Source organism: Pirellulales bacterium (assembly GCA_035533075.1).
In the GTDB taxonomy this organism is placed as follows: Bacteria; Planctomycetota; Planctomycetia; order Pirellulales; family JAICIG01; genus DASSFG01.
In genome coordinates this window covers 1-22,190 of the sequence record DATLUO010000162.1, presented here as the reverse complement: position 1 = coordinate 22,190, position 22,190 = coordinate 1, and the positions used below count along the sequence as shown (strand labels likewise).

The 22,190-nt window shown below is 63.2% G+C and carries 21 protein-coding genes; 10 read left to right on the top strand and 11 right to left on the bottom strand.

What is annotated here, in order from left to right:
* Positions 1 to 145: 145 nt before the first annotated feature.
* Positions 146 to 700 carry a hypothetical protein gene (locus tag VNH11_20225; GenBank protein HVA48703.1) on the bottom strand — a complete coding sequence of 185 codons (555 nt, stop codon included), beginning with the start codon at positions 698 to 700 and terminating at the stop codon, positions 146 to 148.
* 180 nt (positions 701 to 880) lie between these two features.
* Positions 881 to 2,047, bottom strand: a complete 1,167-nt coding sequence (locus tag VNH11_20220; GenBank protein ID HVA48702.1) for a lactonase family protein — start codon at positions 2,045 to 2,047, stop codon at positions 881 to 883.
* Between the two features lie 262 nt (positions 2,048 to 2,309).
* Between VNH11_20220 and VNH11_20215 the strand changes: the two genes are divergently transcribed.
* Positions 2,310 to 2,774, top strand: a complete 465-nt coding sequence (locus VNH11_20215; GenBank protein ID HVA48701.1) for a hypothetical protein — start codon at positions 2,310 to 2,312, stop codon at positions 2,772 to 2,774.
* On the opposite strand, the gene VNH11_20210 is transcribed toward VNH11_20215, so the two are convergent.
* Together VNH11_20210 and VNH11_20205 are read right to left on the bottom strand one after the other, a co-directional pair.
* Entirely contained in the window at positions 2,722 to 3,219 is a 498-nt protein-coding gene (locus tag VNH11_20210; protein HVA48700.1) for a DUF420 domain-containing protein, read from the bottom strand. The two genes, VNH11_20215 and VNH11_20210, sit on opposite strands and share 53 nt — an antisense overlap.
* An 80-nt stretch (positions 3,220 to 3,299) precedes the next feature.
* On the bottom strand, positions 3,300 to 4,685 hold the full coding sequence (locus tag VNH11_20205) for a hypothetical protein (protein HVA48699.1): 1,386 nt from the start codon (positions 4,683 to 4,685) through the stop codon (positions 3,300 to 3,302).
* Between the two features lie 195 nt (positions 4,686 to 4,880).
* Between VNH11_20205 and VNH11_20200 the strand changes: the two genes are divergently transcribed.
* The gene (locus tag VNH11_20200) at positions 4,881 to 6,863 is read left to right on the top strand and encodes a tetratricopeptide repeat protein (protein ID HVA48698.1); all 1,983 of its coding nucleotides are present in this window, start codon (positions 4,881 to 4,883) and stop codon (positions 6,861 to 6,863) included.
* Positions 6,864 to 6,921: 58 nt separating this feature from the next.
* The gene (locus VNH11_20195) at positions 6,922 to 7,410 is read left to right on the top strand and encodes a hypothetical protein (GenBank protein HVA48697.1); all 489 of its coding nucleotides are present in this window, start codon (positions 6,922 to 6,924) and stop codon (positions 7,408 to 7,410) included.
* 23 nt (positions 7,411 to 7,433) lie between these two features.
* Here the strand turns inward: VNH11_20195 and VNH11_20190 are convergent, their stop codons facing one another.
* The 6 genes from VNH11_20190 to VNH11_20165 form a co-directional block, all read right to left on the bottom strand.
* Entirely contained in the window at positions 7,434 to 8,126 is a 693-nt protein-coding gene (locus VNH11_20190) for an SOS response-associated peptidase (GenBank protein ID HVA48696.1), read from the bottom strand.
* Positions 8,127 to 8,222: 96 nt separating this feature from the next.
* A complete protein-coding gene (locus VNH11_20185; GenBank protein ID HVA48695.1) occupies positions 8,223 to 9,350 on the bottom strand; it encodes a Gfo/Idh/MocA family oxidoreductase in 1,128 nt (375 codons plus the stop codon).
* A 72-nt stretch (positions 9,351 to 9,422) separates the two neighbouring features.
* Positions 9,423 to 10,310, bottom strand: coding sequence for a hypothetical protein (locus VNH11_20180; protein HVA48694.1), 888 nt, complete (start codon positions 10,308 to 10,310; stop codon positions 9,423 to 9,425).
* Between the two features lie 9 nt (positions 10,311 to 10,319).
* Positions 10,320 to 11,234, bottom strand: a complete 915-nt coding sequence (locus VNH11_20175; GenBank protein HVA48693.1) for an ABC transporter ATP-binding protein — start codon at positions 11,232 to 11,234, stop codon at positions 10,320 to 10,322.
* A 9-nt stretch (positions 11,235 to 11,243) separates the two neighbouring features.
* Positions 11,244 to 11,504: a hypothetical protein gene (locus VNH11_20170; GenBank protein HVA48692.1), complete on the bottom strand. Its 261-nt coding sequence runs from the start codon at positions 11,502 to 11,504 to the stop codon at positions 11,244 to 11,246.
* Positions 11,505 to 11,714: 210 nt separating this feature from the next.
* Positions 11,715 to 13,316, bottom strand: a complete 1,602-nt coding sequence (locus tag VNH11_20165) for a hypothetical protein (GenBank protein HVA48691.1) — start codon at positions 13,314 to 13,316, stop codon at positions 11,715 to 11,717.
* Positions 13,317 to 13,758: 442 nt separating this feature from the next.
* Between VNH11_20165 and VNH11_20160 the strand changes: the two genes are divergently transcribed.
* Positions 13,759 to 14,586, top strand: coding sequence for a hypothetical protein (locus VNH11_20160; GenBank protein ID HVA48690.1), 828 nt, complete (start codon positions 13,759 to 13,761; stop codon positions 14,584 to 14,586).
* A 174-nt stretch (positions 14,587 to 14,760) separates the two neighbouring features.
* Positions 14,761 to 15,696, top strand: a complete 936-nt coding sequence (locus VNH11_20155; protein ID HVA48689.1) for a PmoA family protein — start codon at positions 14,761 to 14,763, stop codon at positions 15,694 to 15,696.
* A 110-nt stretch (positions 15,697 to 15,806) separates the two neighbouring features.
* On the opposite strand, the gene VNH11_20150 is transcribed toward VNH11_20155, so the two are convergent.
* The gene (locus VNH11_20150) at positions 15,807 to 16,541 is read right to left on the bottom strand and encodes a hemolysin III family protein (protein ID HVA48688.1); all 735 of its coding nucleotides are present in this window, start codon (positions 16,539 to 16,541) and stop codon (positions 15,807 to 15,809) included.
* A 147-nt stretch (positions 16,542 to 16,688) separates the two neighbouring features.
* On the opposite strand from VNH11_20150, the gene VNH11_20145 reads away from it, so the two are divergent.
* From VNH11_20145 to VNH11_20125, 5 genes are all read left to right on the top strand, one after another.
* Positions 16,689 to 16,997 (top strand): hypothetical protein, encoded by a 309-nt coding sequence (locus tag VNH11_20145; GenBank protein HVA48687.1) that lies wholly within the window; start codon positions 16,689 to 16,691, stop codon positions 16,995 to 16,997.
* Between the two features lie 21 nt (positions 16,998 to 17,018).
* Positions 17,019 to 18,011 (top strand): DNA ligase, encoded by a 993-nt coding sequence (locus VNH11_20140; protein ID HVA48686.1) that lies wholly within the window; start codon positions 17,019 to 17,021, stop codon positions 18,009 to 18,011.
* A 175-nt stretch (positions 18,012 to 18,186) separates the two neighbouring features.
* The gene (locus VNH11_20135; GenBank protein HVA48685.1) at positions 18,187 to 18,594 is read left to right on the top strand and encodes a BlaI/MecI/CopY family transcriptional regulator; all 408 of its coding nucleotides are present in this window, start codon (positions 18,187 to 18,189) and stop codon (positions 18,592 to 18,594) included.
* Positions 18,587 to 21,346, top strand: coding sequence for a DUF1559 domain-containing protein (locus tag VNH11_20130; protein ID HVA48684.1), 2,760 nt, complete (start codon positions 18,587 to 18,589; stop codon positions 21,344 to 21,346). The genes VNH11_20135 and VNH11_20130 overlap by 8 nt, the downstream gene beginning before the upstream one ends.
* Before the next feature lie 637 nt (positions 21,347 to 21,983).
* On the top strand, positions 21,984 to 22,190 hold a 207-nt coding region (locus VNH11_20125), incomplete at its 3' end, for a tyrosine-type recombinase/integrase (protein ID HVA48683.1).

Genomic DNA, 22,190 nt, shown 5'->3' with positions numbered 1-22,190 from the left:
CCGCGACTTCCACTTGCGAGACGTCGGCCGGGACCAAATGAAAACAGCCCCGAACTGCGAGCAGTTTGGGGCTGTCAGCGCCGCCTTGATCGCTATGCCCTTCGCGGACAAGCTCAGATGCTTGGATGATAGGCGAATTCATTTTTTAGTCAACACTCGCCACGCGTGACGCGGCTGCCAGCATCTGAACCAGCGATGCCAAGGCCACGATATGCTTGCCTGGCGCGTGTCGGTGCGCGAGGAAGACTCGCACGTCGCCGGGTGGCGTAATTCTGTCTTGTGCGGCGGCGAATTCTGATGAGAAATGCGTTCTACGGAGGAATTGCCCGACCGATTTGGCAAACGACGACGTGGGCGGCCTGAGTCGAAGCCTTTTGAGGCGTCTGTTGAGCCAGCCATTGCAAAGAAAAATATGCGGCACCAAAAACTCGGCATCGTGGTGGTCCAGCACCGTAATCGCCGCAAAGCACGCCGCGTTCGATCGCCGCCGCTCGACGATTGACTGGAGGTAGCCAAGCGACAGCTCAAGCAGCAACTCGTTGACGTTGCCATAGCGGCCGAGAAACGAGACCTGCCGATATCGAGAATAGAGAGGCAGCTCGTCAAAGAAACCCGGTGCGTCGAAGACCGAGCGGTCGGCCAGGTCTTCCTCCCGCAGCACTGCCTCGAAGCGCTCTTTCGCATCCAGCGGAATCGTCATACGTTCCAACCCTCAACCCTCGCGGACCTTGACCGCGGCGAACTTTCTCTGCTGCCTGGCTTGGCGTCATCGGCATCCGTCGGCCCTATCACGGTCGGAACCGATTGTGCAGCGCCCGTTCAATATTGTTCATTTTTTCACAGCTCGCCGCTGGTGTCTAGCTGCCTATTTGGCAGCGAACTACCAGGCAACGAACTTGACGCACACCGGCTTGGAGACCTTGATCTCCTGGCCGGTCGAGTTGAGTTTGCCCGTCGCGGTGTCGATCGCCAGCACCGCGATGTTGTCGGAATCCTGATTGGCGGCCAGCAAGAAGCTGCCCGAAGGGTCGATGCCGAAGTTCCGCGGCGTCTTGCCGCCGGACGATTCGTGGCCGATCGGCGTCAGACGCCCCGTCTCGGCGTCGACGGCGAAGGCCGCGATGCTGTTGTGCCCGCGGTTCGAGCCGTAGACGAATTTGCCCGATGGGTGGACCTGCACCTCGGCCGTCCAGTTTTCGCCCTTGAACCCATCGGGCAAGGTGCCGATCGTCTGCACTTCGGTGAGCACGCCCTTGGCATCGTCGTAGCCGAAGGCGGTGATGGTCGAGGCGAGCTCGTTGATGACGTAGGCAAAGCGGCCGCTGGGATGAAAAACAAAGTGCCGCGGCCCGGAACCGGGCTTCACCTTTGCCGCCGGCGGCTCGTTGGCCCGCAGGCTGCCTTTGCCGGCATCGAAGCGGTAGACGAGCACTTCGTCGAGCCCCAGGTCGGCCACGAAAGCGAAGTGGTTGGCCGGATCGAGGTTGACCGAATGCGCGTGGGGCGCCTCCTGGCGGCCCGGATTGACCGACTTGCCGTGATGCTGGATGACCGCGCTGGCCTTTGACAGCCGTCCATCGCCGTCGATGGGCAGACAGCAGACGCTGCCGCCGCCGTAGTTGGCCGCCAGCACGTTCTTGCCGGCCTTGTCGACGACGAGATGGCACGGTCCCTGGCCGCCCGACGATTCGCGGTTCAACGCTTTCAGGCTTCCGTCGGCGGGTTCGATGGCGAAGGCCGCGATGGCGCCGCTTCGCTGGCCGTCGATTTCAGCCACTTCACAAACCGAATACAGGAAACGCTGGTTGGGATGGATGGCCAGGAACGATGGATTCTGCACGCCCGACGTACCGCCGATCTTGGTCAGCTTACCGTTTTCGCGGTCGAGCTCGACCAGGTGAATGGCTTCGCTTTTCGCTTCGGCATAGCTGCCGACGTAGAAGCGCAGCTTTTGGCCTTTGCCGGCGGCCGATGGCTCGGCGGCGCGAGAGACGTTGAAACCGAGGGCCAGTGTCGCGAACAAACCGATCGTCAGGGTGCGAATCATGGGGTTATCCTTATGGGGAGGCTGAGGCGCGTGCGTATGTCAGTGCCGGTCATGGCATTTAAGTCGCTGCCGCCGCGGCTTGCAAGCGCTTTCGATTTGCCCTGGCCCGGTTTGTGACGTAAATATCCAGTATGGCCGCACGCTGACGGAGGATGGCCTTCCCAGGCCGTCTGGAATGAAGACGGGCCAGGAAGCCCATCCTCCTGGTGCGGCCACACGTCACCGGCTGTTTCAGCCTTCACTACATCTGTGATTCGACATTATGACTGCGCTTGCTTGCGAGCCGGACGTATTCCCTGCATTTGAACTGCAACTCCAAACCGGCGACGACCTTGTGCGCTCGCAGGTCTGGAAGGTTTTGGGCGCGATCTACCCTGGCGGCCGGTTCGTCGAGCGCCGCCAGGAGCAGCGCTATCCTTACCCTCGGTTGATCACGCTGTGGCCGATGGAGTCCGACGGCGAGACGACGTCGGGGCCGCCGATCACGGTCGTGGGCAAACACCTTTCCGAGCGCGGCCTTGGATTCTTCCACCCCCAACCGCTGACGAACCGGCTGGTGGTGGTGTCGTTGGAGAAAGGCGACGGCCGCGCTCTCAGCTTCTTGCTCGACGTACACCGCTGCCGGTTTACGCGGCAGGGGTGGTATGAAAGCGGCGGACGTTTTCGGGCCGCGGTCAGCGCACCGCCGTCGCCGCAAAGGCCAGCCAATAAAAGGCCCAGCCGCTGACCGCCGTGCAGAGCATGTCGAGTGCCGCCACTCGGCCCCACCAGCGATGGCTGAAGCTGTGCGGGCCCGGTTGAGGAGGACGGTCGAACTTTCGCAGCGCCCCCACCGTCACCCAGCCCCAGAGCAAGCAGGTGCTGACGGAAAACGTCAGGTGCAGCGTGAGTGCGGGCATGACCAGGCTGTCGTAATAGGGCGAGCTTTCGGCCCTTGCACGCCAGCCGTTGATGCGCATGTCCGCTTCGAACAGCGCCACGACGACCAACAGCGCCGCGACGAGCAGAAGCTGCAGCCGTTTGTGCCAAACATAGCGGGCCCGGTATCGCACCAGGTAGATGCTCAGCCCCAGCAGCATGAGCACGCCCACCATGGCCACCACGACCACGTCGAGCATCAGCGATGCCCGCGTACCTAAAAACCCGTCGATGCCTGAATAAGGGCCGTCCATGAGACGCTGGTTGGTAGAATAAGATTCGTGCCGCCGGGAGTGAAGATTGTCGCAAAGCGGCGAAAAAGGTAAAGGCCGAATCAAGGCGACCACTTGATCTCGCACTGCGGCAAAGCCTGTTGCAGCTTTCGCACCCCTGCAGCGGTCACGCGTGTGTTGCTCAGATCGAGGTCCGTCAGCCGAGCAAACCGCTGCAAAACGGCGACCTGGTCGTCGCCGACGTGCGTGCCCGACAGGTCGAGTTGCGTCAAACTCGGCAGCGACGTAAGAGCAGCGAGGCCGGAGCCGTCGAGGGGCGTATTGCGTAGCACCAGCGTCTCCAACCAGGGCGAACCCGCGAGCTTCGCCACGCCGGCGTCGGTAATCGTCGCGTCGGTGAAGGCAGCCGTTCGCAGTCGCGGAAAGCCGCCGGCAATGGCCAGTACGTCGTCGTGTACTCCCGCGCCGCTGAGCGACAGATACTGCACGAACGAACCCGGCCCCAGCCGGCTGAGCAGCGTTTCGCAACCTTTTGGCACCGACGCCGCTTCGATTTCGTCCAGCATCGTCACCTGGCCGAGAAGCTCGGCGAACTGTTGGCAGTTGGCGGCAGTCAGACGGTCCTTGGGGATGAAGACGGCTTCGATTTCGGTGACGTAGGGCCGCAAGGGTGCTAGCTCGCGAATGCGCAACGGCGCCGAACGCCGGGTACGGTCGGTCACTTCGCATCCCAGCGAGGTCAACGCGGCCTCCAGGCGGCAGCGGCGGATCACGGTCTGAAACGGTGAGACCAGCGCCGCGCCGATGGCGGTGGCGGCAAGGAGCACCAACGCCATCCGGCGCCGGCTGCGAGCGACCGGCGCGGCGCTGGTGTCGCCGCGCACGGGTCGGGCGGTGGACCAAGCAGGATCCCAGGCCAGCGCCATCAGTGAAACGGCCGCCAACGCCGCCACGAGGTCGGCGCCAAACGGCGGCGCGCCGCCGAACCGCTCATAGGATTCGTGGACGCTCCAGTACCCGCCGGCGTAAAGCAAGAGCAAGCTGTTCGCCAACCATGCCGCCAGCCGCAGCCTGCGATTGGCGGCGGGCCATCCCCAGGCCAGCAGGTTGACCAGCGCGGCGATGGGCAGGCAAACAAACGCGCGGTTCCACTCGACGTACATGCCCAGCCGGTTTTGCACCAGCAGGCCGCTTTCGGCCAGGAACAGCAGCAGCCCGCCAACCGCCAAGGCCACTACATTGGCCGAAACAGCGATTGGCAGCGCGGCGTAAAACGCCCACCGTCTGCCCCGTGCCGAGCCCCGCACGAAACAGGTGAAAACGCCGGTCAGGATCAACGTGGCCACGACCATCGCGGCCACGCTGTGCCGCACCGAGAGCAAGCGACAGCCGACCAGCGCCACGGCGGCCGCGATCAGCAGCCGCTCGCGCCATTTGTAGGCCGAGCCCGGCAAAGAGGCGGATGGATTGGATGAGGAGATCGACATGACCGACGCCCGATAAAGGATGCCCCTGATTCTATCACGGACCCCGTGGCTGCTGTAGGGAACGCCGACCTACGGCTCTGTTTGTCGTCGAAACCGATCAGAGGCACACGGCGTAGGACGTCAGCGCGGTATTGCCTAGCCCACGCGTTCCGGGGTAAGCTGACGCCCGATTCATCCCGCAAGGAGGCACGACTCATGAACGAGCGGCGCATCGGAGGGTCCGCAGTCGTAGCGGTTCTTTTTTTCTCTTGTGCGGTCTTCTCGGCCGAGCCGGGGCCGGCCACTGGGCCGTCGGAGCCGGTCGTGCCCGCCGAATGGCGCGATCGTAAGTTGCTGGCCAAATCAGCCGACGTCCGGTTGCGCGAGAGGCCCGACGCGCAGGCCCCGGCAATCGACTTCCTGATCGCGGGCGTCTGGTGGCACGTCCGGCAGGTCGAAGGCGATTGGCTGCAAGTCGAGGCCGGTTGGTTGCAAACCGCCGACGTGGTGACTGACGAACAGGCCCTGGAGCACTTCACGGCGGAGATCATGCGTGCGGAAAGTGCCTTCGCTTACGTTTCTCGCGCTCGGGCTTGGACGCTGAAAGACGACTTCGACAAGGCCCAGGCCGACCTGAGCGAGGCCCTGCGCCTCGACCCACGCTGCGCCCGGGCCTACCTCGCGCGCGCACTGATTGCGCGCGACCAACAGCGCGACGAAGATGCGCTTGCAAACTTTGATCGGGCGATCGAATCGGACCCGCGCGACGCATACGCCCTGAAGCTGCGCGGGCGCCTCTTTGCTCGCCGTCGCGACTTCGACCGCGCGATCGCCGACTTCGACCGCGCGATTTCCAGGTTGCCGGGCGACGCGACGCTGTGGAGTCTACGTGGCTTCGCGTGGATCAACAAGCAAGAGTACGACAAAGCGCTCGCCGACTTTGATCAGGCGATTCGTCTCAATCCGCGCGAAGCGGATGCCCATGCCGGACGGGCCGCCGCCTGCGGTAATCTGAAGCGGTACGACGAATCGTTCGCCGCGGCGGCGGAAGCGATCCGACTCAATCCGAAGTCGGCCACGGCCTTTTTGGCGCGGGGCGCAGTGCGGGCGCTCCGCGGGGAACTCGACGAAGCGCTCGCCGATCTTGACGAGTCGGTCCGTCTGGATCCCTCCGATGCCACAACCTACATGAATCGCGGCCGCGTGCATTATCTGAAACAAAAGTACGACGAGGCGGCGACCGACTACACGCAAGCGATTTCGCTGGATCACGCCAATGCCGCGGCCTACGGTGCGCGGGCCGAAATCTGGTGGCACAAAGGCGATTTTGCCAACGCCGTCGTCGACCTCACGGAGTTCCTCCGATTACAGCCCGATACCGCGGCGGCATACGCGCAGCGCGGCTGGCTCCGCCTGCACACAAGCCCCGATGAAGCCCTAAGCGATTTCGACAACGCCCTGCGTTTTGATCCCAAAAACGTGTATGCGCTATCCGGCCGCGCCGGCCTTTGGAATTCCAAGCAGGAGTTCGACAAGGCGATCGACGATGCTACGGAGGCCTTGCGCCTCGATGCGAGCGCTGTTTATGCACATGTCGCGCGCGGCTACGCGCATCATTTCAAGGGTGAAGTCGGCCCCGCAATCGAGGACTTTTCGGCGGTGCTCGCGGCCGACCCCACGAACGTCGACGCACTCACTGCGCGTGCGTTCGCCTACGATCAGGCAGGTCAGTTCGACCGTGCCATCGACGATTACACAGCCGCACTGAAGCTGAAGCCGCATCGCGTCACTCTGTTGATCAGCCGATCGTGGGCCCGCTGGCAACGAAACGAATTCGACTTGGCGATCGACGATTGCACGGCCGGCATCAAAGTCGATCCGAAAAACGCTCCTCTTTGGACGCTTCGAGGCATGTGTCAGCAACGGCGCGGCCACGACGCGGAAGCGATCGCAGACTTCACCGAATCGCTCAAGCTCGACCCGAATCAGCCGGAAATAGATGCGATCTTGACTACCCTGCGAAGCCAGCAGCAAGCCGTCGCCGAGCCAAAGCCCGCGCCCTCCGACCAGACCGGGGTGTTCGATAGCCTGCGCGATCGGACCGGACTCAGCAAGGCACTGCGCGATTTCGACAAGGCCGCCTCGGAACTCGACGAAAAGCCTGAAGAGCGCAAGCCGTTCAGGCCCTTCGATAGGTAACCGCTTTGCTTGTTAACCAAATCTCTCTCGTAACCCGTCATTCAAGGAGGAACTTCGCATGCGTCGCAACACGCTGTTCGTATTGGTGCTGGTCGCCGTGATCTCTATGTCCGCTCCGTGGCAACACCTCTGGTGTCGCGCCGCCAGCGAGCCTGCTGCTTCGGGTCTCGTGCAGACAACGAGGGTGGGGTTGCTCGACTTGGCACGGATATTCACTGTGCATGTCGAGTTTAAGAAACGGACGGATCTGCTGCGGCAGGCCAAACGCCAGGCGGAGATCCAGGTGCAGGTGAACGAACAGAAGCGAGACTTTTTCGAACGCGAGGCGCGCATGTACCTGGAGATCTACCAGGAAATCATGGCTGAAGTGGGAAAGTATTCCGACGCCCGCGGCATCGGGCTCGTCATGCGATTTAACGGCGATCCCCTCGACGAAAATGATCCGGCGGGCATCCAAAAGCAGCTCAACAAGGCCATCCTGTACCACAAGGGGATCGACATCACCGACGACATCATTCGCATCGTGAACGCGAAGCCGGTGACGTGAAACGTCGAGCCGGCAAAATAGCCTCAATCATCGAACAACGTCGGCGCCGCCGCGGCCTGCGGGCGGATGCAGTCGGGGGCGCTGTAAGAGGGGCCGTTCACCTGCGTGCCGACCGGATAGGCCGTCATCTCGCCGGCGCGATAGGGCCGCAACAGCGATTGCAATCGCTCGATTTCCGCCGTGTCGGGCGAAAGCCATAGGTCGTAGGCCTCCGGCGGCACGATCACCGGCATGCGGTCGTGAATCGGCGAAACCAACTCGTTGGCCTCGGTGGTGATGATCGTACACGATTCGACCGGCTGCCCGGCCTTCGACCAACGCTCCCACACGCCCGCGAAACCAAACGGCCGGTCGTCTTTGAGACGAATATAAAACGGCTGCTTGCGGCGGCCGGTCTTTTGCCATTCATAAAAGCCATCGGCCACCACCAGGCAGCGGCGCGATTTGAAGGCCTGGCGAAAGGCCGGCTTCGTGGCCACCGTTTCCGCGCGTGCGTTGATCAGGCGGCTGCCGATGGCCGCGTCGTCGGCCCAGGAGGGAATCAGCCCCCAGCGGAGCTGGCACAACTCGCGCTCGCCGCCCGTGCCCGCTCGTACGGCCGCCACCGTCTGCGTCGGAGCGATATTGAACAGCGGCGGCGCCGCCGCTTCGGGCGTCACGCCAAACGCCTGGGCCACGTCGGCCATCGAGCTGCGAAGAGTAAAGCGTCCGCACATCGAGTCGTTTTTCGGTTCACAAGGGCAGATGAGGCAACTCGCTCTTATCTTATCTATAAGCCCGTCTCAACGGCCACACAATGTTGTTCTGCATCGTTATGCCACGGTGAAGCCCGGCAGCCGCACGATCTCGCCGCCCTTCAATGCCGATTGGTGGGCGCAGATGCCGACGCACGTCCAGTTGGCCGACTGCACCGCATTGGGATACGGATCGCGGTCTTCCACCAGCGCCGAGATGAACTCATGCGCCAAGTGCGGATGCGACCCGCCGTGCCCGGCGCCTTGAACGAACGAAAGATGCTGATGCTCGCCGGCATCGTAGACGCCGCCGGTGGTGAAGCGGCGAATCGGTTCGGGCAGCAGGTGCGCGTAGTCGGGCACCTTCACCCGCTCGGGGATTTCCGGCTCCGGCTTCTTGGCCGTGTGGATCACCGGCTCTTCGCCCTCGATCAACGGCCACTCGAAGGTTTTCTTCGTGCCATACACGTCGAAGCTTTCGCGGTATTGCCGGGCGGTGTCGAACAACGAACGATAGATACGGGCCGTCAGGTCGCTGTTGCGCAGCTTGATGTGCGTCGTTTCCACGGCGAACGGCGAATTGTATTTCGGTATCAGCTCCTCGCGGACCGTGCCGGAGCCGAAGCACGAGACGTATTCCGCCTCGGCCCGCGTCAACGCCAGGCAAGGCCCGACGCAGTGCGTGGCGTAGTGCATTGGCGGCAGCCCCGGCCAGTAATTAGGCCAACCGTCCATGTCTTGCTGGTGGCTGGCCTGCACGAACTGCACCTTGCCCAACTCGCCCCGGTCGTAGAGTTCTTTGACGAACAGGAACTCACGAGCGTAGACGACCGTTTCGGCCATCATGTACTTCAGCCCGGTATTTCGGACGAGCTTGACGATCTGCTCGCAGTCCTCGATGGTGGTGGCCATCGGCACGGTTGACATCACGTGCTTGCCGGCCTTGAGCGCGGCGATGGCCTGCGGGGCGTGGTCGGGAATCGGCGTGTTGATGTGGACGAAGTCGACATCGCGGTCGGCCAGCAGATCTTCATACCGCGTGTATCGCTTTTCGATGCCGAAGGCGTTGCCGATCTCGTTCAGCTTGTCGGCCGAGCGTTGGCATAGGGCGACCATGTTGGCATGCGGGTGCCGCTGATAAATGGGGATGAACTCGGCGCCGAAGCCCAGCCCAACGATGGCGACGTTGACGCGGTCTTTCTTCATAGGAGTGTAGTGTCGATGTTCGCGGGAGGTGGAGAAAACTTCCTGGAAGCTTACCACATCCTCGCAAAGATTTCACTCGACGATCTCCACGGCCCGCACGCGACGGGCAAGGGCCACAAGGCAAATCGCACAGACCGCGGCCAGCAGCCCGGCCGCGTAATAGGCAAAGCGCCGCTCGTGGTCGTTGCGAAACTGATCGAAGGCCAGTCGCCCGACGTAGTGCATGTCGCGCCACGGGTCGATCAGTCCCCAATAGATGCTCTTTTCTCGCATCAGCCCGCGCATGGCCCGCAACATGCCAAACAAGCTCGCCCAGGTGATGGCAATCGGGGCCATCCGCTGCAGATACGAAGAGACGGTGACCAGCAGCACGCTGAGCACGGTCGACAGCACGCCGCCGTAGAAGATCACGCCCAGCGGCACCCGCCACTGCGTGCGCCAATAGTCGAACGACGCGGTGAACATGCCGTACTCGACGAACAGCGCCAACGCCGGCAGCGTGGTCAAGAGGGAGACCAACACGCCCACCGTCAGCAATTTGCCGAGGATGTAATGGCGGCGCTCGATCGAGCGCGAGAGGTAAAAGGCCAACGCATTGTTGCGAAAGTCGCCGCCCACCAACAAGCTGCCGGTGAACGTCAGCAAGATCATCACCACCACGCTCTGGCGCTCGATGAACATGGTATAGCCGTTTTCCTGGCCGGGCAGCGGCGCGGCGCTGAAGCCAAACCCTTTCAGCAATCCCTCGCGGGCCTCGCTCGGCAGCTCCTTGTATTGGGTGAGGACCCAAATCACGGCCCAAAAAGCGAGAAACTGGACGAGTCCCAGGCCCAGCACGATCCAGTACGACTTGCGGCGAAAGACCTGCATCAGGCCCACGCGGACCATGGACCAAACGCCGCGCCAAGGCGGGCCCAGCCTGCCGTGCCAACCGTGATAACGCGCGAGGTCGATGGGCATGGGCGGTCGCTATTGCTTCTCCGTAATCCGCAGAAAAAGCCGCTCGAGGTTCTCTTCATCGAGGTTCAGGTGCGTGATGACCGCCCCGGCCCGCTCGGCGACGCGGAAGAAATCGACGGTCCGCCAGTCGTGCGGCACGAGCACATTCACCTTGTTGCCCGTGGCGGGGCCCGATTCGACGCCTCCGGCAGCCAGCCCGGCCAGAAAGGCGTCCGCCGGCCCTCGCCATTGGAGTTGATAGCGATTGCCCAGATCGGCACGCAAGCTTTGCATCGTACCGCTGCGGACCACGCTGCCGCGATGGATGACCACAATCTGCTGGCAAAGCCGCTGCACGTCGCTCAACAGGTGCGTGCAGAGAATCAGGCTCTTCTGCGTTTCGGCGATCAGGTCTTCCAACAGCTTGAGCATGGCCTGGCGGCCCGCCGGGTCCAGCCCGTTGGTCGGCTCGTCGAGCAGCAGGAGCTGCGGATCGTGGACCAAGGCGGCCGCCAGTTTCAGGCGTTGCAAGTTGCCGGTGGAGTATTCGTCGAGCCGGCGATAACGAAGCTCGCCCAGCCCGACGTAGCCGAGCACCTCGTGCGCGCGGCGCCGCGCATCGCGGTGCGGCATGCCGTAGAGGTCGCCGGAGAAAGCCACGTATTCGACGCCCTTGAGCGTGGCCACCGTCGTGGCGGCTTCGGGCATGTAGCCCAAGCGCGCGCGCAGCTGACGGCCGGCGTGCTCGAGCGGCACTCCCAGCACCGTCCCTTTGCCGGAATCGGGCCGCAGCAACCCCAGCAGGATTTTGAGGAGCGTCGATTTGCCGGCGCCATTGTTGCCGATCAGGCCGATCGTGCCGGGCCGAAGCCGCAAGCTGACGCCGTCCAAGGCGCGGACGTGGCCGTAACTGCGGGTCACCTGCTCGAGATCGACGAGGAGCATCTCACACAACTACGACTTGGCCAGCAGTTCTTCGAGCAGTTTTGCCAGCAGCGCGGGATCGTCGGATTCGACGAGGTGCTTGATGCGCGAGGCGGGCACCTTGAGCTTTTCCAACGACTTGGTGATCTGTTCCCACATTTTGCCGCGGGCCTTCCCTTCGGCCAGGTAAAGATCCGTCACCTGCTCTTGCAGCCGCTGCAGGGCGATGGCGTCGTAGTTCTGGTAGTAGTTCTTGATGATCTTTTCTTGGTGCTTGCTGCGCTCGGGCATGAGGGCGTTCCTTTTTTTCAGGGCAACAAAAAAACCCGGTCGCAGGCGGGGCAGGTACCTGGACCGGGCTATGCCAGACGTGGGTCTGGTTCATTGAATGTAGCAGAAAAGATCGGGCGGTCAATAGGCTGGCAAAAAATTTTTCGGCAAATGCGATCAAACCGGCGGATTCCGCCGATCGTTTGACGAAAGCCCTTGGCTGGAAAGGACTTATCGCCGGATAGGGAATAGAAACGGGGGCGAAGACCAGCACCACAGGGCAGCCCTTTCGTGCCCGCCGTCGGCATCGCTGTACCAACGCTGCTGTTGCAGGTAGACCGACGGCACGTGCAACAGGGCGCTGGCCAGTGCCGTTGCCACCACGAGTTGGCGGCCCCGGCGATCGTTCCAAAGCGCGGTCAGCGGTCCAAGCGAAAGCAACGCCGCCAGCGGCACGATCTCGGCGGCCAGTCGCGACCCCCAGCACCAGCCGCCCCACCAGCAGTGCCAACTGCTGACCAGCGCCAAGTGCAGCGCGATGACGCTCGCCGCCCACCAGCGCCAGCCCACCGGCAAACCGCGGGCTTCGTACGGCAGTCGTAGGGTGGAAGAAGCGAGCTTGCGAGCGCCGGCCCACCGTATTCGACGTCGCCAGCGGTGGGCCGGCGCTCGCAAGCTCGCTAGTCCCACCCTACATGCCGCAGCCAGAGGCACGAGCCAAATCCACGGTTGGTAGACCAGCAAGCCGTGAGTCGGACTGAACAAGATGCCGGCCCAGGCTCCCACGTTCGAGACGGACCAGAACGTGCCCCTGGCTTGCACCGCCATCGGCCCCAGCGGTGAGCCGTAGATCCAGTGGTTCAGCGCCGCCCACGGCAACACGGCGATGAACGAAAGTCCCGCCAAGAGCGCGGCGCGGCGCGGCGAGCGGATGAACAGCCAGATGCCGAAACTGGCCACAATCAAGCCCGCTGACAACCGGCAGGCCAGCATCATGCCGCAGCACACCGCTTGAACAACGATTGTCTTCGCGGTCGGCGCCGCGAACGAACGGAATTCCACCAGCAGCAACAGCTCCAGCCAAAAGATGACGCCGCCATGCTGCCACAATGCCTGGCCGACCGTCGAATACATGACCGAGCCGATAGCGAGCGGCAGCGTTGCCGCGTACGAGGGTCGCGGCGCGGTGATGCAAAGCGCGATTAAAAAGAACAGTCCCAAGCACGTCGCCGAGACGCAGGAGGCCGTCAGCTTTTCCAGCCGCTCGTGGACGGTCGGATCATCGAGATCCGCCCCGCATACATTGGCGGCCGCCACCACCGGCAAGGCAAACACCACCATGCCCGATGGATAGTGCGAGTAGATGCCGCGCCGGCAGGCGAGAAAGAAATAGGGCGGTGCGTCGCTGGAAGTAAAGAGATGATGCTTCACATAGACGGGCACGAACTCGCTCAGTTCGGTGTTGCCCGTGCGCACCAGGCTGGCGGTGGCCATGACCACGGGCCGCGAGTCGCCTGACTGCACGCCGTGGTCGCGCAGCAACAGAAACAGGACGCTAGGCACGACCACCAAGAGCAGCGCAGCGGGCAACGGAACCCGCGGATGGGCGTGGGGAAAGTCGGCCGCCGCTCGCCACGCCGACTGCCAACGCTCGTGCCATCGCTGCCGATACCAGGGCAGCACGGCGATCAGCGACAAAGAGAGGCCGACGAGGACCGCCACCCAACCTCCCGCCGGCTGACCACGCAGCATGCCCCACGCGGCGACCGGCGCGACGCTTGCCTGTGCGAAATCGGGCCAGGTCAGCGGCCTCCGATCGGCCGTCTCGTTCACAGAGCAACTCCTGTTCAAGGCGATAGGTGTTGGGCGATAGGCGTCAGGTAGCGGTCGGACATCGGGCCTAATGCCCAACGCCCATCGCCTCTTGATACGGTGGGCCCGCGCTCGCAAGCTCGCTTGCCCCACCATACGGCCTCGCCGAAAGCGCAGCGTCAAAACCTGCGCCCCGGCCTCCCGAGAGCGCAAGCGAGGACGCTTACGCTACGGCGGTGCCGGAGGGTTGGGAAAGATAGGGCGCAGCAGCCAGCCGGTCAACGGCAGTCGGTTCGTGTGTACCCCTGGCGCGGGAACTCCTTTGCTGATCCCGGGGGCGAGTCCCGTTCCCGCACGCAGCCGCGGAGCGGGCGGGCTACGACTGGCGTTTACACGCTGCGGCAAGCTAGGTATTCTCCGCAGTGGAAAGGCGCCGTTATTCCCGCAAGGAGCGAATGTGAGCATGGACCGCGCACGTACAGCCATCCGCTGGCAATTGTTGGCTCTGGTGCTGTTGGGCACTTTGGCGGCTTCGGCCCCCGCCGCCGACTTTCACGTCAGCAACAAAGTTTATTTCAAGGCCGACGACACGCCCGTCGTTTCGACAACGCTGTTTTCGTCGGGCCGCGCCTATGATTTCATGGATTCGCCGAGGGAGACGATCGTCTTCGATCCGGGTCACGACCTGATCGTCATCCTCGATCCGCATCGGCAGGTGAAGACACAGATTACCACCGGCGAGATCTCGACGCAGATCGGGCGGCTGCGCGAGGCCGCCCGGAACCATAAAAAGGAGACGGTGCGCGAGCTCGCCGGGGCCAAGTTCGCCGAGGCCATCGATCCGAAAACCGGCGACTTGAAGCTCACGAACCGCTGGATGATCTACGAGGTGGCCACGAAGCCGCCCGAAAACCCGCAAGTCGCCCGCCAGTACGCCGAGTTCGCCGACTGGCTGACGCAACTCAACGCGCTGCTCAATCCGCCTGAGCTGCCCTTTCCGCGATTGGCATTGAACGAAGTGCTGCGCCAGCGGCAAGAGGTACCGCTGAAGATCACGCGGACCACCATGTCGGAACAGCGGCGCCGCAAACCGTTGGTGGTCCATTCAGAGCACACGTTCGTGGTGGCCCTCTCGCATGAAGATCAGCAACGCATGCAGGAAGCCCACGACCAGATGCACATGTTCGCCGAGGTGACGTTCGACAAATACCATCAAGCGAAGCAAGAGGCCGAGACCGCCGCCGAGGAGAGCTTGAAACGGGCGGCCGCCGAGGGGAACGCGAAGCGATAGGAGGAAATTGCAAATTGCAAATTGCGAATTTGAGATTTCCAATTGACTGACGCCTTCGCATCCCTGATCCCTGATCCCTCATCCTGAACCTTTCCAGTGGCACTCCGTGCCGCTCTCGATTACCATTTCCAACAGACTGTTGGCTGTTCGGAAACTGGTTCGGAGCTTTGCCGCATGAGATGCCCGTTATTGCTATTGGCTGCCGTCGCGTTGGTTGTCGTGCCCGTCCAGGCCCGCGCCGCGAAGTTCGTGCTGAAGCGGCAGCAGGAGGATGTGCGCGTCGAAATCGACGGCAAACTGTTTACCATTTACCGCACGAGCACCGGCCCGAAACCGATCCTGTGGCCCGTGATCGGTCCGACCGGCGTCGAGATGGCGCGGGCCTTTCCCATGAAGGATGTGCCCGGCGAGAAGCACGACCATCCGCACCAACGCTCGGTCTGGTTCACGCACGGCGACGTGAACGGCGTCGATTTCTGGAGCGAGACCCCCAAGCACGGCTCGATCGCGCACCGCGAATACTTGCGGCTGGAAGAAGGCGACGGTCAGGCCGTCGTCGCCGCGGTCAACGACTGGGTCGACGCCGCCGGCAAGAAGGTCTGCGAAGACCGCCGCGTGCTGACCTTTGGTTCGGGCAAGGACTGGCGCTCGATCGACTGGGAGATCACGCTGGTGGCTTCCGAGGGGCCGGTGAAATTCGGCGACACCAAAGAAGGCTCGCTGGGCATCCGCATTCCCACCGCGATGGACACCAACAGCAAGCTGGGTGGCCATATCGTCAACAGCGCGGGCCAGACCGACGACGACACCTGGGGCAAACCGGCCTCTTGGGTCGATTACTACGGCACGGTCGACGGCCAAGCGGTCGGTATTGCGTTCATGAACCACCCCACGAGCTTCCGTTACCCGACCCGCTGGCACGTTCGCAATTACGGGCTGTTTGCCGCGAATCCCTTTGGCTTGCGCGATTTCGTCGGCAAGAACGATGTGGATGGGTCTTACCTGCTGGAGAAGGGCGCTTCACTCGTGCTGCGCCATCGCATGCTGTTTCACACCGGCGATGCCAAATCGGCGAAGATCGCCGAGGTCTTCGAGCAGTACGGCAAATAAAGAACGGACGAGGAATAACTTCGTCCAGGCCGGAACGGAGGGCACGCACGAGCGGAGTCGGTAAAAACGGCATCGGCAGCCGGTGCCTGGCGTCCAATCACCCGCTTGCTTTACGCGGTCGCCACGGCGCAATAGGTATAAATACCCCAGAAATGACACGCGCTGCCGGCAATCACCAGCAGGTGCCAGACCGCGTGAAAGTAGGGCACTCGCTCGTCGCGCTGCAAGAAAAAGGTGCCCGCCGTATAGCACAGACCGCCACACAACATCCACCCAAACAGCCCGCCCGGCACCAGGCCGATCATCGGCTTGAGCGCCATCGCCGGCAGCCAGCCGAGCGCGACGTGCAGTCCCGTGGTGACGGCGTCGACCCGATGGGCGAAGATCGCCTTCGAGAAAAAACCGAAGAGGGCAATTGCCCAAACGGCGGCGAACAGCGCCCACCACGCCCCTTGGCGAAGATAGCTCAGCGAGATCGGCGTGAACGTTCCGGCAATCAAGAGAAAGATGAACGCCTGGTCGAGAATGCGGAATAGCCGCCGCAGCCGCGGACGCTGAAAGTGATGCGAGAGCGACGACGCCGCGTAGACCGCCACCAGCGCCGCGGCATAGACCGCGCAACCGGCAATCTGCCAGCCGTCGCCCGACTGCACCACCCGTGACATCAGCCATTCGCAGCCGATCAGACTGAGCACGAAGCCCAAGGCGTGCGTGGCCGTGTTCAGCTTGTCTTCTTCGCGCAGCCTCGCCCGCACCGCATCGCGGGCCGAATCAAGCCGGCTCTCGACGGTTTCCCGCTCGTCCCGTTCCGCGTGCTGCGCTTCTCTGTGCTGTACGATCTGCATGGGTGATGAAATTCTATGTCGTTTCCAGCATTGAGTCTACCGATTACTTTACCGACAGCTTTCGTGCCGATTGCTTGCCGGGCGGCATGCAAGCGGCAAAGATTTCACGAGGGGCGAACCGACATCCTGTTCCACACGAGGTCACCTATGAGGCGGCTGATTGTTGCCTTGGTTGCCGCGACGGCCCTGTTTGTGGCCGCGCCCGCAATGGCTTACCACCATCACCACGGCCATTACGGCGGCCATCGGGGCTGGGGCGGTTATGGCTATGGCGGTTTCGGTTACGGAGGTTACGGTGGTTTTGCCCCTTACAGTTCTTTCTATTACGGTGGCTACAATCCACGGGCATACCCGGTTTACCCTTATTACGCCGCTCCCGCCTTCGGTCACGGCTACGGTTACGGATCGCCCTATCCCTATTACAATAACTACTTCGGGATGGGCGGCGCGTTTTGATGAGCGCGTGACGTGAGATTCATGCCCGACTTGAACGACGGCGAATCGGCAGAAATCAAAGGCTCGGCCCGCTTGCCTTATGTGTTGAAGAACACCGGTGGCGTGTATAGCTGCACGTGTCCGGCGTGGCGCAACCAATCGGTGCCGATCGAACGCCGCACCTGCAAACATCTGCGCGCCTATCGCGGCGAACAAGCCGAGCAGGACCGCATCGGCGGCGAGCTGCCCGTGCGAAGCGCGAGGGCAGCGGGCGACGCCTCGGCGCCGGGCCTGCTGTTGGCCCACACCTGGGAGAACGACGTCGATCTGACCGATTGGTGGATGAGCGAGAAGCTGGACGGCGTTCGGGCGTACTGGGACGGCAAGCAGTTCCTCTCGCGGCTGGGGAACGTCTACCACGCTCCCGACTTTTTTGTGGCCGGTTTGCCCGGCCTGCCGCTGGACGGCGAGCTGTGGATGGGCCGCAAAGCGTTCCAGCGCTGCGTGAGCATCGTTCGCCGCCAGGACAAAAGCGACCTGTGGAAGTCGGTCCGTTATTTGGTCTTCGACCTGCCGGCGGCGAGCGGCCCCTTCGAAGAACGCCTGGAGCAGCTTCGCGACTGCTTGGCGTCAGGCCATTCGCAGTTTGCCGAGATACACCAACACGACCGTTGCCGCGGCCTCGATCATTTGCGCGAAGAGCTGACGCGCGTCGAGGCACTCGGCGGCGAGGGCCTGATGCTGCGGCAGCCCGGATCGCGCTATGAGGCCGGCCGCTCGCCGACGTTGCTCAAGGTAAAAACCTTTCACGATGCCGAGGCCCGTGTGGTCGAGCACCTGCCCGGCAGCGGGCGTCACAAAGGCCGGCTGGGCGCGTTGGACGTGGTATTGCCGGACGGAACGAGGTTCTCGATCGGCACCGGATTCTCCGATGCCCAACGCGAGCGGCCGCCGGCCATCGGCAGCATCGTCACCTTCCGCTACCAGGAACTTTCTGACCGAGGCGTGCCGCGGTTTCCTTCGTTTGTGAGGTAGCCAGCACGCCCAGCAAGATACTGCCGAGCATCCTCGAATTTCAAAAGGGCCACCGTCTGCCCGCGGTCCGATGTTCTCGTCCAAAAGATTCCAGAAAGCGCCTCTTGACAAGCCTCGCCCTCTCGCTACTATAAAACAAGAACTAGATAACCAAATCTAATCCGGCGAGGAAGCGATGGCCCGGCCACCGGCAAAAGAGCTTACGGAGCGAGAACTGGAAGTCATGCAGGTTTTTTGGCGGAACGAGAAACCGCTTTCGGTGGCCGACGTGAAAGACGAGTTGGCGCGCCAAGGGCTGGCAGCGGCCTACACCACGGTGGCCACGCTGGTCCGCATCCTGGCCGACAAAGGCTTTCTGAACCAACTCAACGACCGGCGGCCTTTTGTTTTTCAGCCCGCCAAGAGCTACGAAGAGGTGTCGAGCAAACTCCTCAGCGATCTCGTCGATCGCGTATTTCAAGGCTCGCGCGAGCAACTTCTGCTGCGTCTCGTCGACCAACACCGGCTGTCGGCCAAAGAACGGGCCGCGCTGGAGCGAATTCTCCATCAGCAGCCTCTCGGCAAGGCAGGCAAACATGAATGAAATCGGCATGGCTCTTGTGTGGTGCGCCGTGCAGGCCACATTGAATCTGCTGGCCGGCGCGGCGATCTACCTGGTCGCGCGGCGTTTCGGGCCGGCCCTCGGCGCGACCGCCGCCGCCACGACGCTGCTCATGCTCTGCTGCGTCACGCTGGCGGCCTTCAGCCCCTGGCCGCGGTGGTGGTCGCTGGCCGCGAGCGACGACGACGCGGTCGGTTTGGCGGCCGGCGCGTCGGGCGCGACGACCGCGACCGCCGCGGTGGACGGCACGACGAACGCCGCTCCCGCGTCGCCCCTCAAGCGACCGCCGGCGGCCGCGCTCTCGTTCGACGACTACTGGCAAATCTTTCGCGCCGAGCTTCGGGCGGCAACTGCTCGCGGTCCGTCCGCCGATGCGCGATGGCGCTGGCCGGCGATCGCGGGCGCGCTGTTCGTGGCATGCGCTTCGTTGGCGGTGGGGCGCTTCGTCATCGGCCTTTTCGCCCTCAAACGGTATCGCGGGCGACTGTCGCCGATTGCCGACGCCCATCTCGTCGAGCTATGCCAGTCGTTGGCCCGGCAGACCGGCTGCCGGCGGCCGATCGAGTTGAAGCAGTCCAGCACTCTGTCGACGCCGGCCACGATGGGCTGGCGACGCCCGGTGATTGTTCTGCCGAGCGATTGTCAAAGTTGGACCGACGCCGAGCGTCGCGTGGTGTTGTCGCACGAGCTGGCTCATATTGCGCGGGGCGATTACCTGGCGTGGCTGCTGGCACAACTCGCCGCGGCCCTGCACGTGTATCATCCGCTCGTGCATTGGCTTTCCGGCCGGTTGCGTCTGGAGCAGGAGTTGGCGGCCGACGCTTTCGCCGCGGAGCTGTCGGGCGGACGCGAAGCCTATTTATTCACCCTGGCGCAGATGGCTCTGCGTCAGGACGACCGTCGAGTCGCCTGGGCCGCTCGGCCCTTTTTACCCAGTCGGGGCACCCTTCTCAGGAGAATTGAAATGCTCAGCCAAACCAAACGCCTGCGAAATGTTCCCGTCACGCGCCGCCGCACCGTCGCCCTGGCCGGCGTCGCGGCAATCGTAGCGCTCGTGATCTCAGGCATTCGCGCGCCGGTCGGCGATAGCGCGCAGGCGCACGCGGCGCCGCCCGCAAAACCGGCGGCGACGGCGGCCGACCCTCGTGCGGAGGGCGGCGCCATCGACCTCAGCTTTGTGCCGCCCCGCTCGGTAGTCGTGATGGGACTCCGGCCGGCGCGACTGCTCGACCGCGAGGGCATGGAGCCGCTCGTGAAGTTGGTGAACGAGGGCGCCAGTGTTGAAAGCCGCGTCGGACTGAAGGTCGAGAACATCGAGGAGATCGCGTTCGCCATGACGGCCCTACCCACGCCGCGACTGAACGCGCGCCAAGTCACCTTGTGGATGTATCGCAGCAAAAACCCCTTTGACTGGAAACCCTACGCCAAGATTCTCGCCGGCGAAGGCGAGCCCGTTGAGGTGGAACTGGCCGGCAAGAAGTACTACAAGGCCGCGATGCCCGAATATTACAAGCCGGTGAATCCCGACGAAGCGCAGCGGTTCGCTTTCTTGTTGCCGGATGACCGCACGATCGTGATGGGGCCGGAGAACCTCGTGCAACAAGTGCTGCTGACGGGCGGGCGCTCGAGACCGGAATGGGCGAACGACTGGCGGCAGCTTGCGACCGGCGAAGGCGCCGTGATGCTGGATCTGAATGCTGTACACCAGGCGTTCACGGCCCTTCGCCAAGAGGCGCCGCAGGCGGCGGACCTGGGACCGCTCTCGGCCTTCGCGCCGTTGTGGGAGAAAGGCCAGCGGTTGTTCCTAACCGCGAACGTCGAGGAGGGACTCAAGATCGCGGCCCGCGTCGACTGTGCGAACGCCAACGACGCCGGCGATGTCCGGCAGACCGCGCAAGCCGCCTTGACGCTGGCGCGCAACATGCTCGAGGAATTCGGCAAACATGCCGTTGCGGCCCCGAACGCCGGCGCCGCGGCCGCGCTGCCGCTGAGCGACCTGGCCATCGAGGTGTTGAAGCAAAGCAGGCTCGAGACCAAGGGAGAACAGGTCACCGTCCAGTCGCAGCTCGATCTCGATGTTGCCGAGACCGCGGTAGCCGCACTGGCACCAGCCGTGCAGGCCGCGCGCCAGGCCGCCTCGCGCGCTCGGGCCACGAACAACATAAAACAGATCATGATCGCCATGCACAACTACCACGATGCGTACAGGCACTTGCCGCCACCAGTCGTGATCGGTCCCGACGGCAAGACGCCTCACTCATGGCGCGTCGAGATCCTGCCCTACATCGAGCAGCAGGCGCTCTACGATCAATACAAAATGGACGAGCCGTGGGACAGCGACAACAACAAACGGCTGCTGGCCCGGATGCCCGCGGTCTTTCGCGACCCTCAGGCCGATCCCGCGAAGCCTGAGGCAAGTTACTTTGCTTTAGTCGGCCCGGCGACGGCGCTCGGACCGAAGGACGGCAAAGGAACCAAGTTCCAGGAAATCACCGACGGAACCTCGAACACGATTTGCATCGTGGAGGCCAAGCGGCCGGTGCCGTGGACCAAACCGGAAGACATCGACTACGATCCCGACAAAGCTTTGCCCCGCTTCGGCGGCTGGCACGCCGGCGGTTTTTTCGCCGGCTTTTGTGACGGCTCCGTGCGGTTTCTGGCCGACACGATCGACCAGCAGACGCTCCGCGCGGCAATCACCAAGTCCGGCGGGGAACGGGTGTCGTTGCCGTAGGACGAGTCGGGCGGCCAATGCTGACACTATTTTGGCGGACGCGGCCGCTGGGAATATCTGCAAAGATCACGGCGATTCTTCAATCCCGAACTCCGGATCAAGAGCGATTCGCTCGACCGTGGCCGCATCGCCGGTCCATCCGAGCATGCCGGACGTCGCTTTGGCACGGCTCATGCTCCGCCCCATGTCGCAGCCGTGCCAAGGATGAGGCAAGCACTCCAGAAGGGGCCTGGCTGGTTGCCCATCGACTGAAGACATCTACACCCGACAGCGACTAGAGCCGCTTGAGCCAGCAAGCCTTTCACGCTGAACTGAAACCGTCGGGACTTGGTGGGGAAAGTTTAGCTGGTTTGTTGTCCCGAATCAAACTCGCGCCGTCGCGTCTATCTGTGCGGTCTCTGCGGACGGTTAATAGCCCATGCGGGGACCTGGGCTGAAGCCGCAACCAGAAGCCGGCTGAAGCCGGCTACCAAAATGAACCAATCTGCTCCTCCACCAGCTAAAGCTGGTGGCAAGTCGCCGAAGCCGGCTAAAGCCGGCTCACGGGAACAAATCCGAGCCATTCTGCAAATGCCCGGAAGCCGCCTTTGAGCGACCACGTGGCATGAGCCATTCCGTTCCTATCGTTGCGCGTCTCTTGGAATGTGTTCCCCAACTCAGCCATCGCCTGATCCTGTTGACGATCTACGCCACCGGGCTGCGCATCAGCGAGGCGATTCACCTGCGGCCGGAAGACATCGACAGCCAGCGGATGCTGATTCACGTGCGTTCGGGCAAGGGAGCCAAGGACCGGCTGGTGCCCTTGTCGCCGTTGCTGCTCGACGCGCTGCGACAGTATTGGAGG

Excerpts from the sequence above, each read along its gene's own strand:
- VNH11_20150 (HVA48688.1), bottom strand. The coding sequence starts at position 16,541 with ATGCAGATCGTACAGCACAGAGAAGCGCAGCACGCGGAACGGGACGAG.
- VNH11_20200 (HVA48698.1), top strand. The coding sequence starts at position 4,881 with ATGAACGAGCGGCGCATCGGAGGGTCCGCAGTCGTAGCGGTTCTTTTT.
- VNH11_20195 (HVA48697.1), top strand. The coding sequence starts at position 6,922 with ATGCGTCGCAACACGCTGTTCGTATTGGTGCTGGTCGCCGTGATCTCT.
- VNH11_20210 (HVA48700.1), bottom strand. The coding sequence starts at position 3,219 with ATGGACGGCCCTTATTCAGGCATCGACGGGTTTTTAGGTACGCGGGCA.
- VNH11_20145 (HVA48687.1), top strand. The coding sequence starts at position 16,689 with ATGAGGCGGCTGATTGTTGCCTTGGTTGCCGCGACGGCCCTGTTTGTG.
- VNH11_20205 (HVA48699.1), bottom strand. The coding sequence starts at position 4,685 with ATGTCGATCTCCTCATCCAATCCATCCGCCTCTTTGCCGGGCTCGGCC.
- VNH11_20135 (HVA48685.1), top strand. The coding sequence starts at position 18,187 with ATGGCCCGGCCACCGGCAAAAGAGCTTACGGAGCGAGAACTGGAAGTC.
- VNH11_20170 (HVA48692.1), bottom strand. The coding sequence starts at position 11,504 with ATGCCCGAGCGCAGCAAGCACCAAGAAAAGATCATCAAGAACTACTAC.
- VNH11_20190 (HVA48696.1), bottom strand. The coding sequence starts at position 8,126 with ATGTGCGGACGCTTTACTCTTCGCAGCTCGATGGCCGACGTGGCCCAG.
- VNH11_20155 (HVA48689.1), top strand. The coding sequence starts at position 14,761 with ATGAGATGCCCGTTATTGCTATTGGCTGCCGTCGCGTTGGTTGTCGTG.
- VNH11_20215 (HVA48701.1), top strand. The coding sequence starts at position 2,310 with ATGACTGCGCTTGCTTGCGAGCCGGACGTATTCCCTGCATTTGAACTG.
- VNH11_20130 (HVA48684.1), top strand. The coding sequence starts at position 18,587 with ATGAATGAAATCGGCATGGCTCTTGTGTGGTGCGCCGTGCAGGCCACA.
- VNH11_20175 (HVA48693.1), bottom strand. The coding sequence starts at position 11,234 with ATGCTCCTCGTCGATCTCGAGCAGGTGACCCGCAGTTACGGCCACGTC.
- VNH11_20225 (HVA48703.1), bottom strand. The coding sequence starts at position 700 with ATGACGATTCCGCTGGATGCGAAAGAGCGCTTCGAGGCAGTGCTGCGG.
- VNH11_20180 (HVA48694.1), bottom strand. The coding sequence starts at position 10,310 with ATGCCCATCGACCTCGCGCGTTATCACGGTTGGCACGGCAGGCTGGGC.
- VNH11_20220 (HVA48702.1), bottom strand. The coding sequence starts at position 2,047 with ATGATTCGCACCCTGACGATCGGTTTGTTCGCGACACTGGCCCTCGGT.
- VNH11_20185 (HVA48695.1), bottom strand. The coding sequence starts at position 9,350 with ATGAAGAAAGACCGCGTCAACGTCGCCATCGTTGGGCTGGGCTTCGGC.
- VNH11_20160 (HVA48690.1), top strand. The coding sequence starts at position 13,759 with ATGGACCGCGCACGTACAGCCATCCGCTGGCAATTGTTGGCTCTGGTG.
- VNH11_20140 (HVA48686.1), top strand. The coding sequence starts at position 17,019 with ATGCCCGACTTGAACGACGGCGAATCGGCAGAAATCAAAGGCTCGGCC.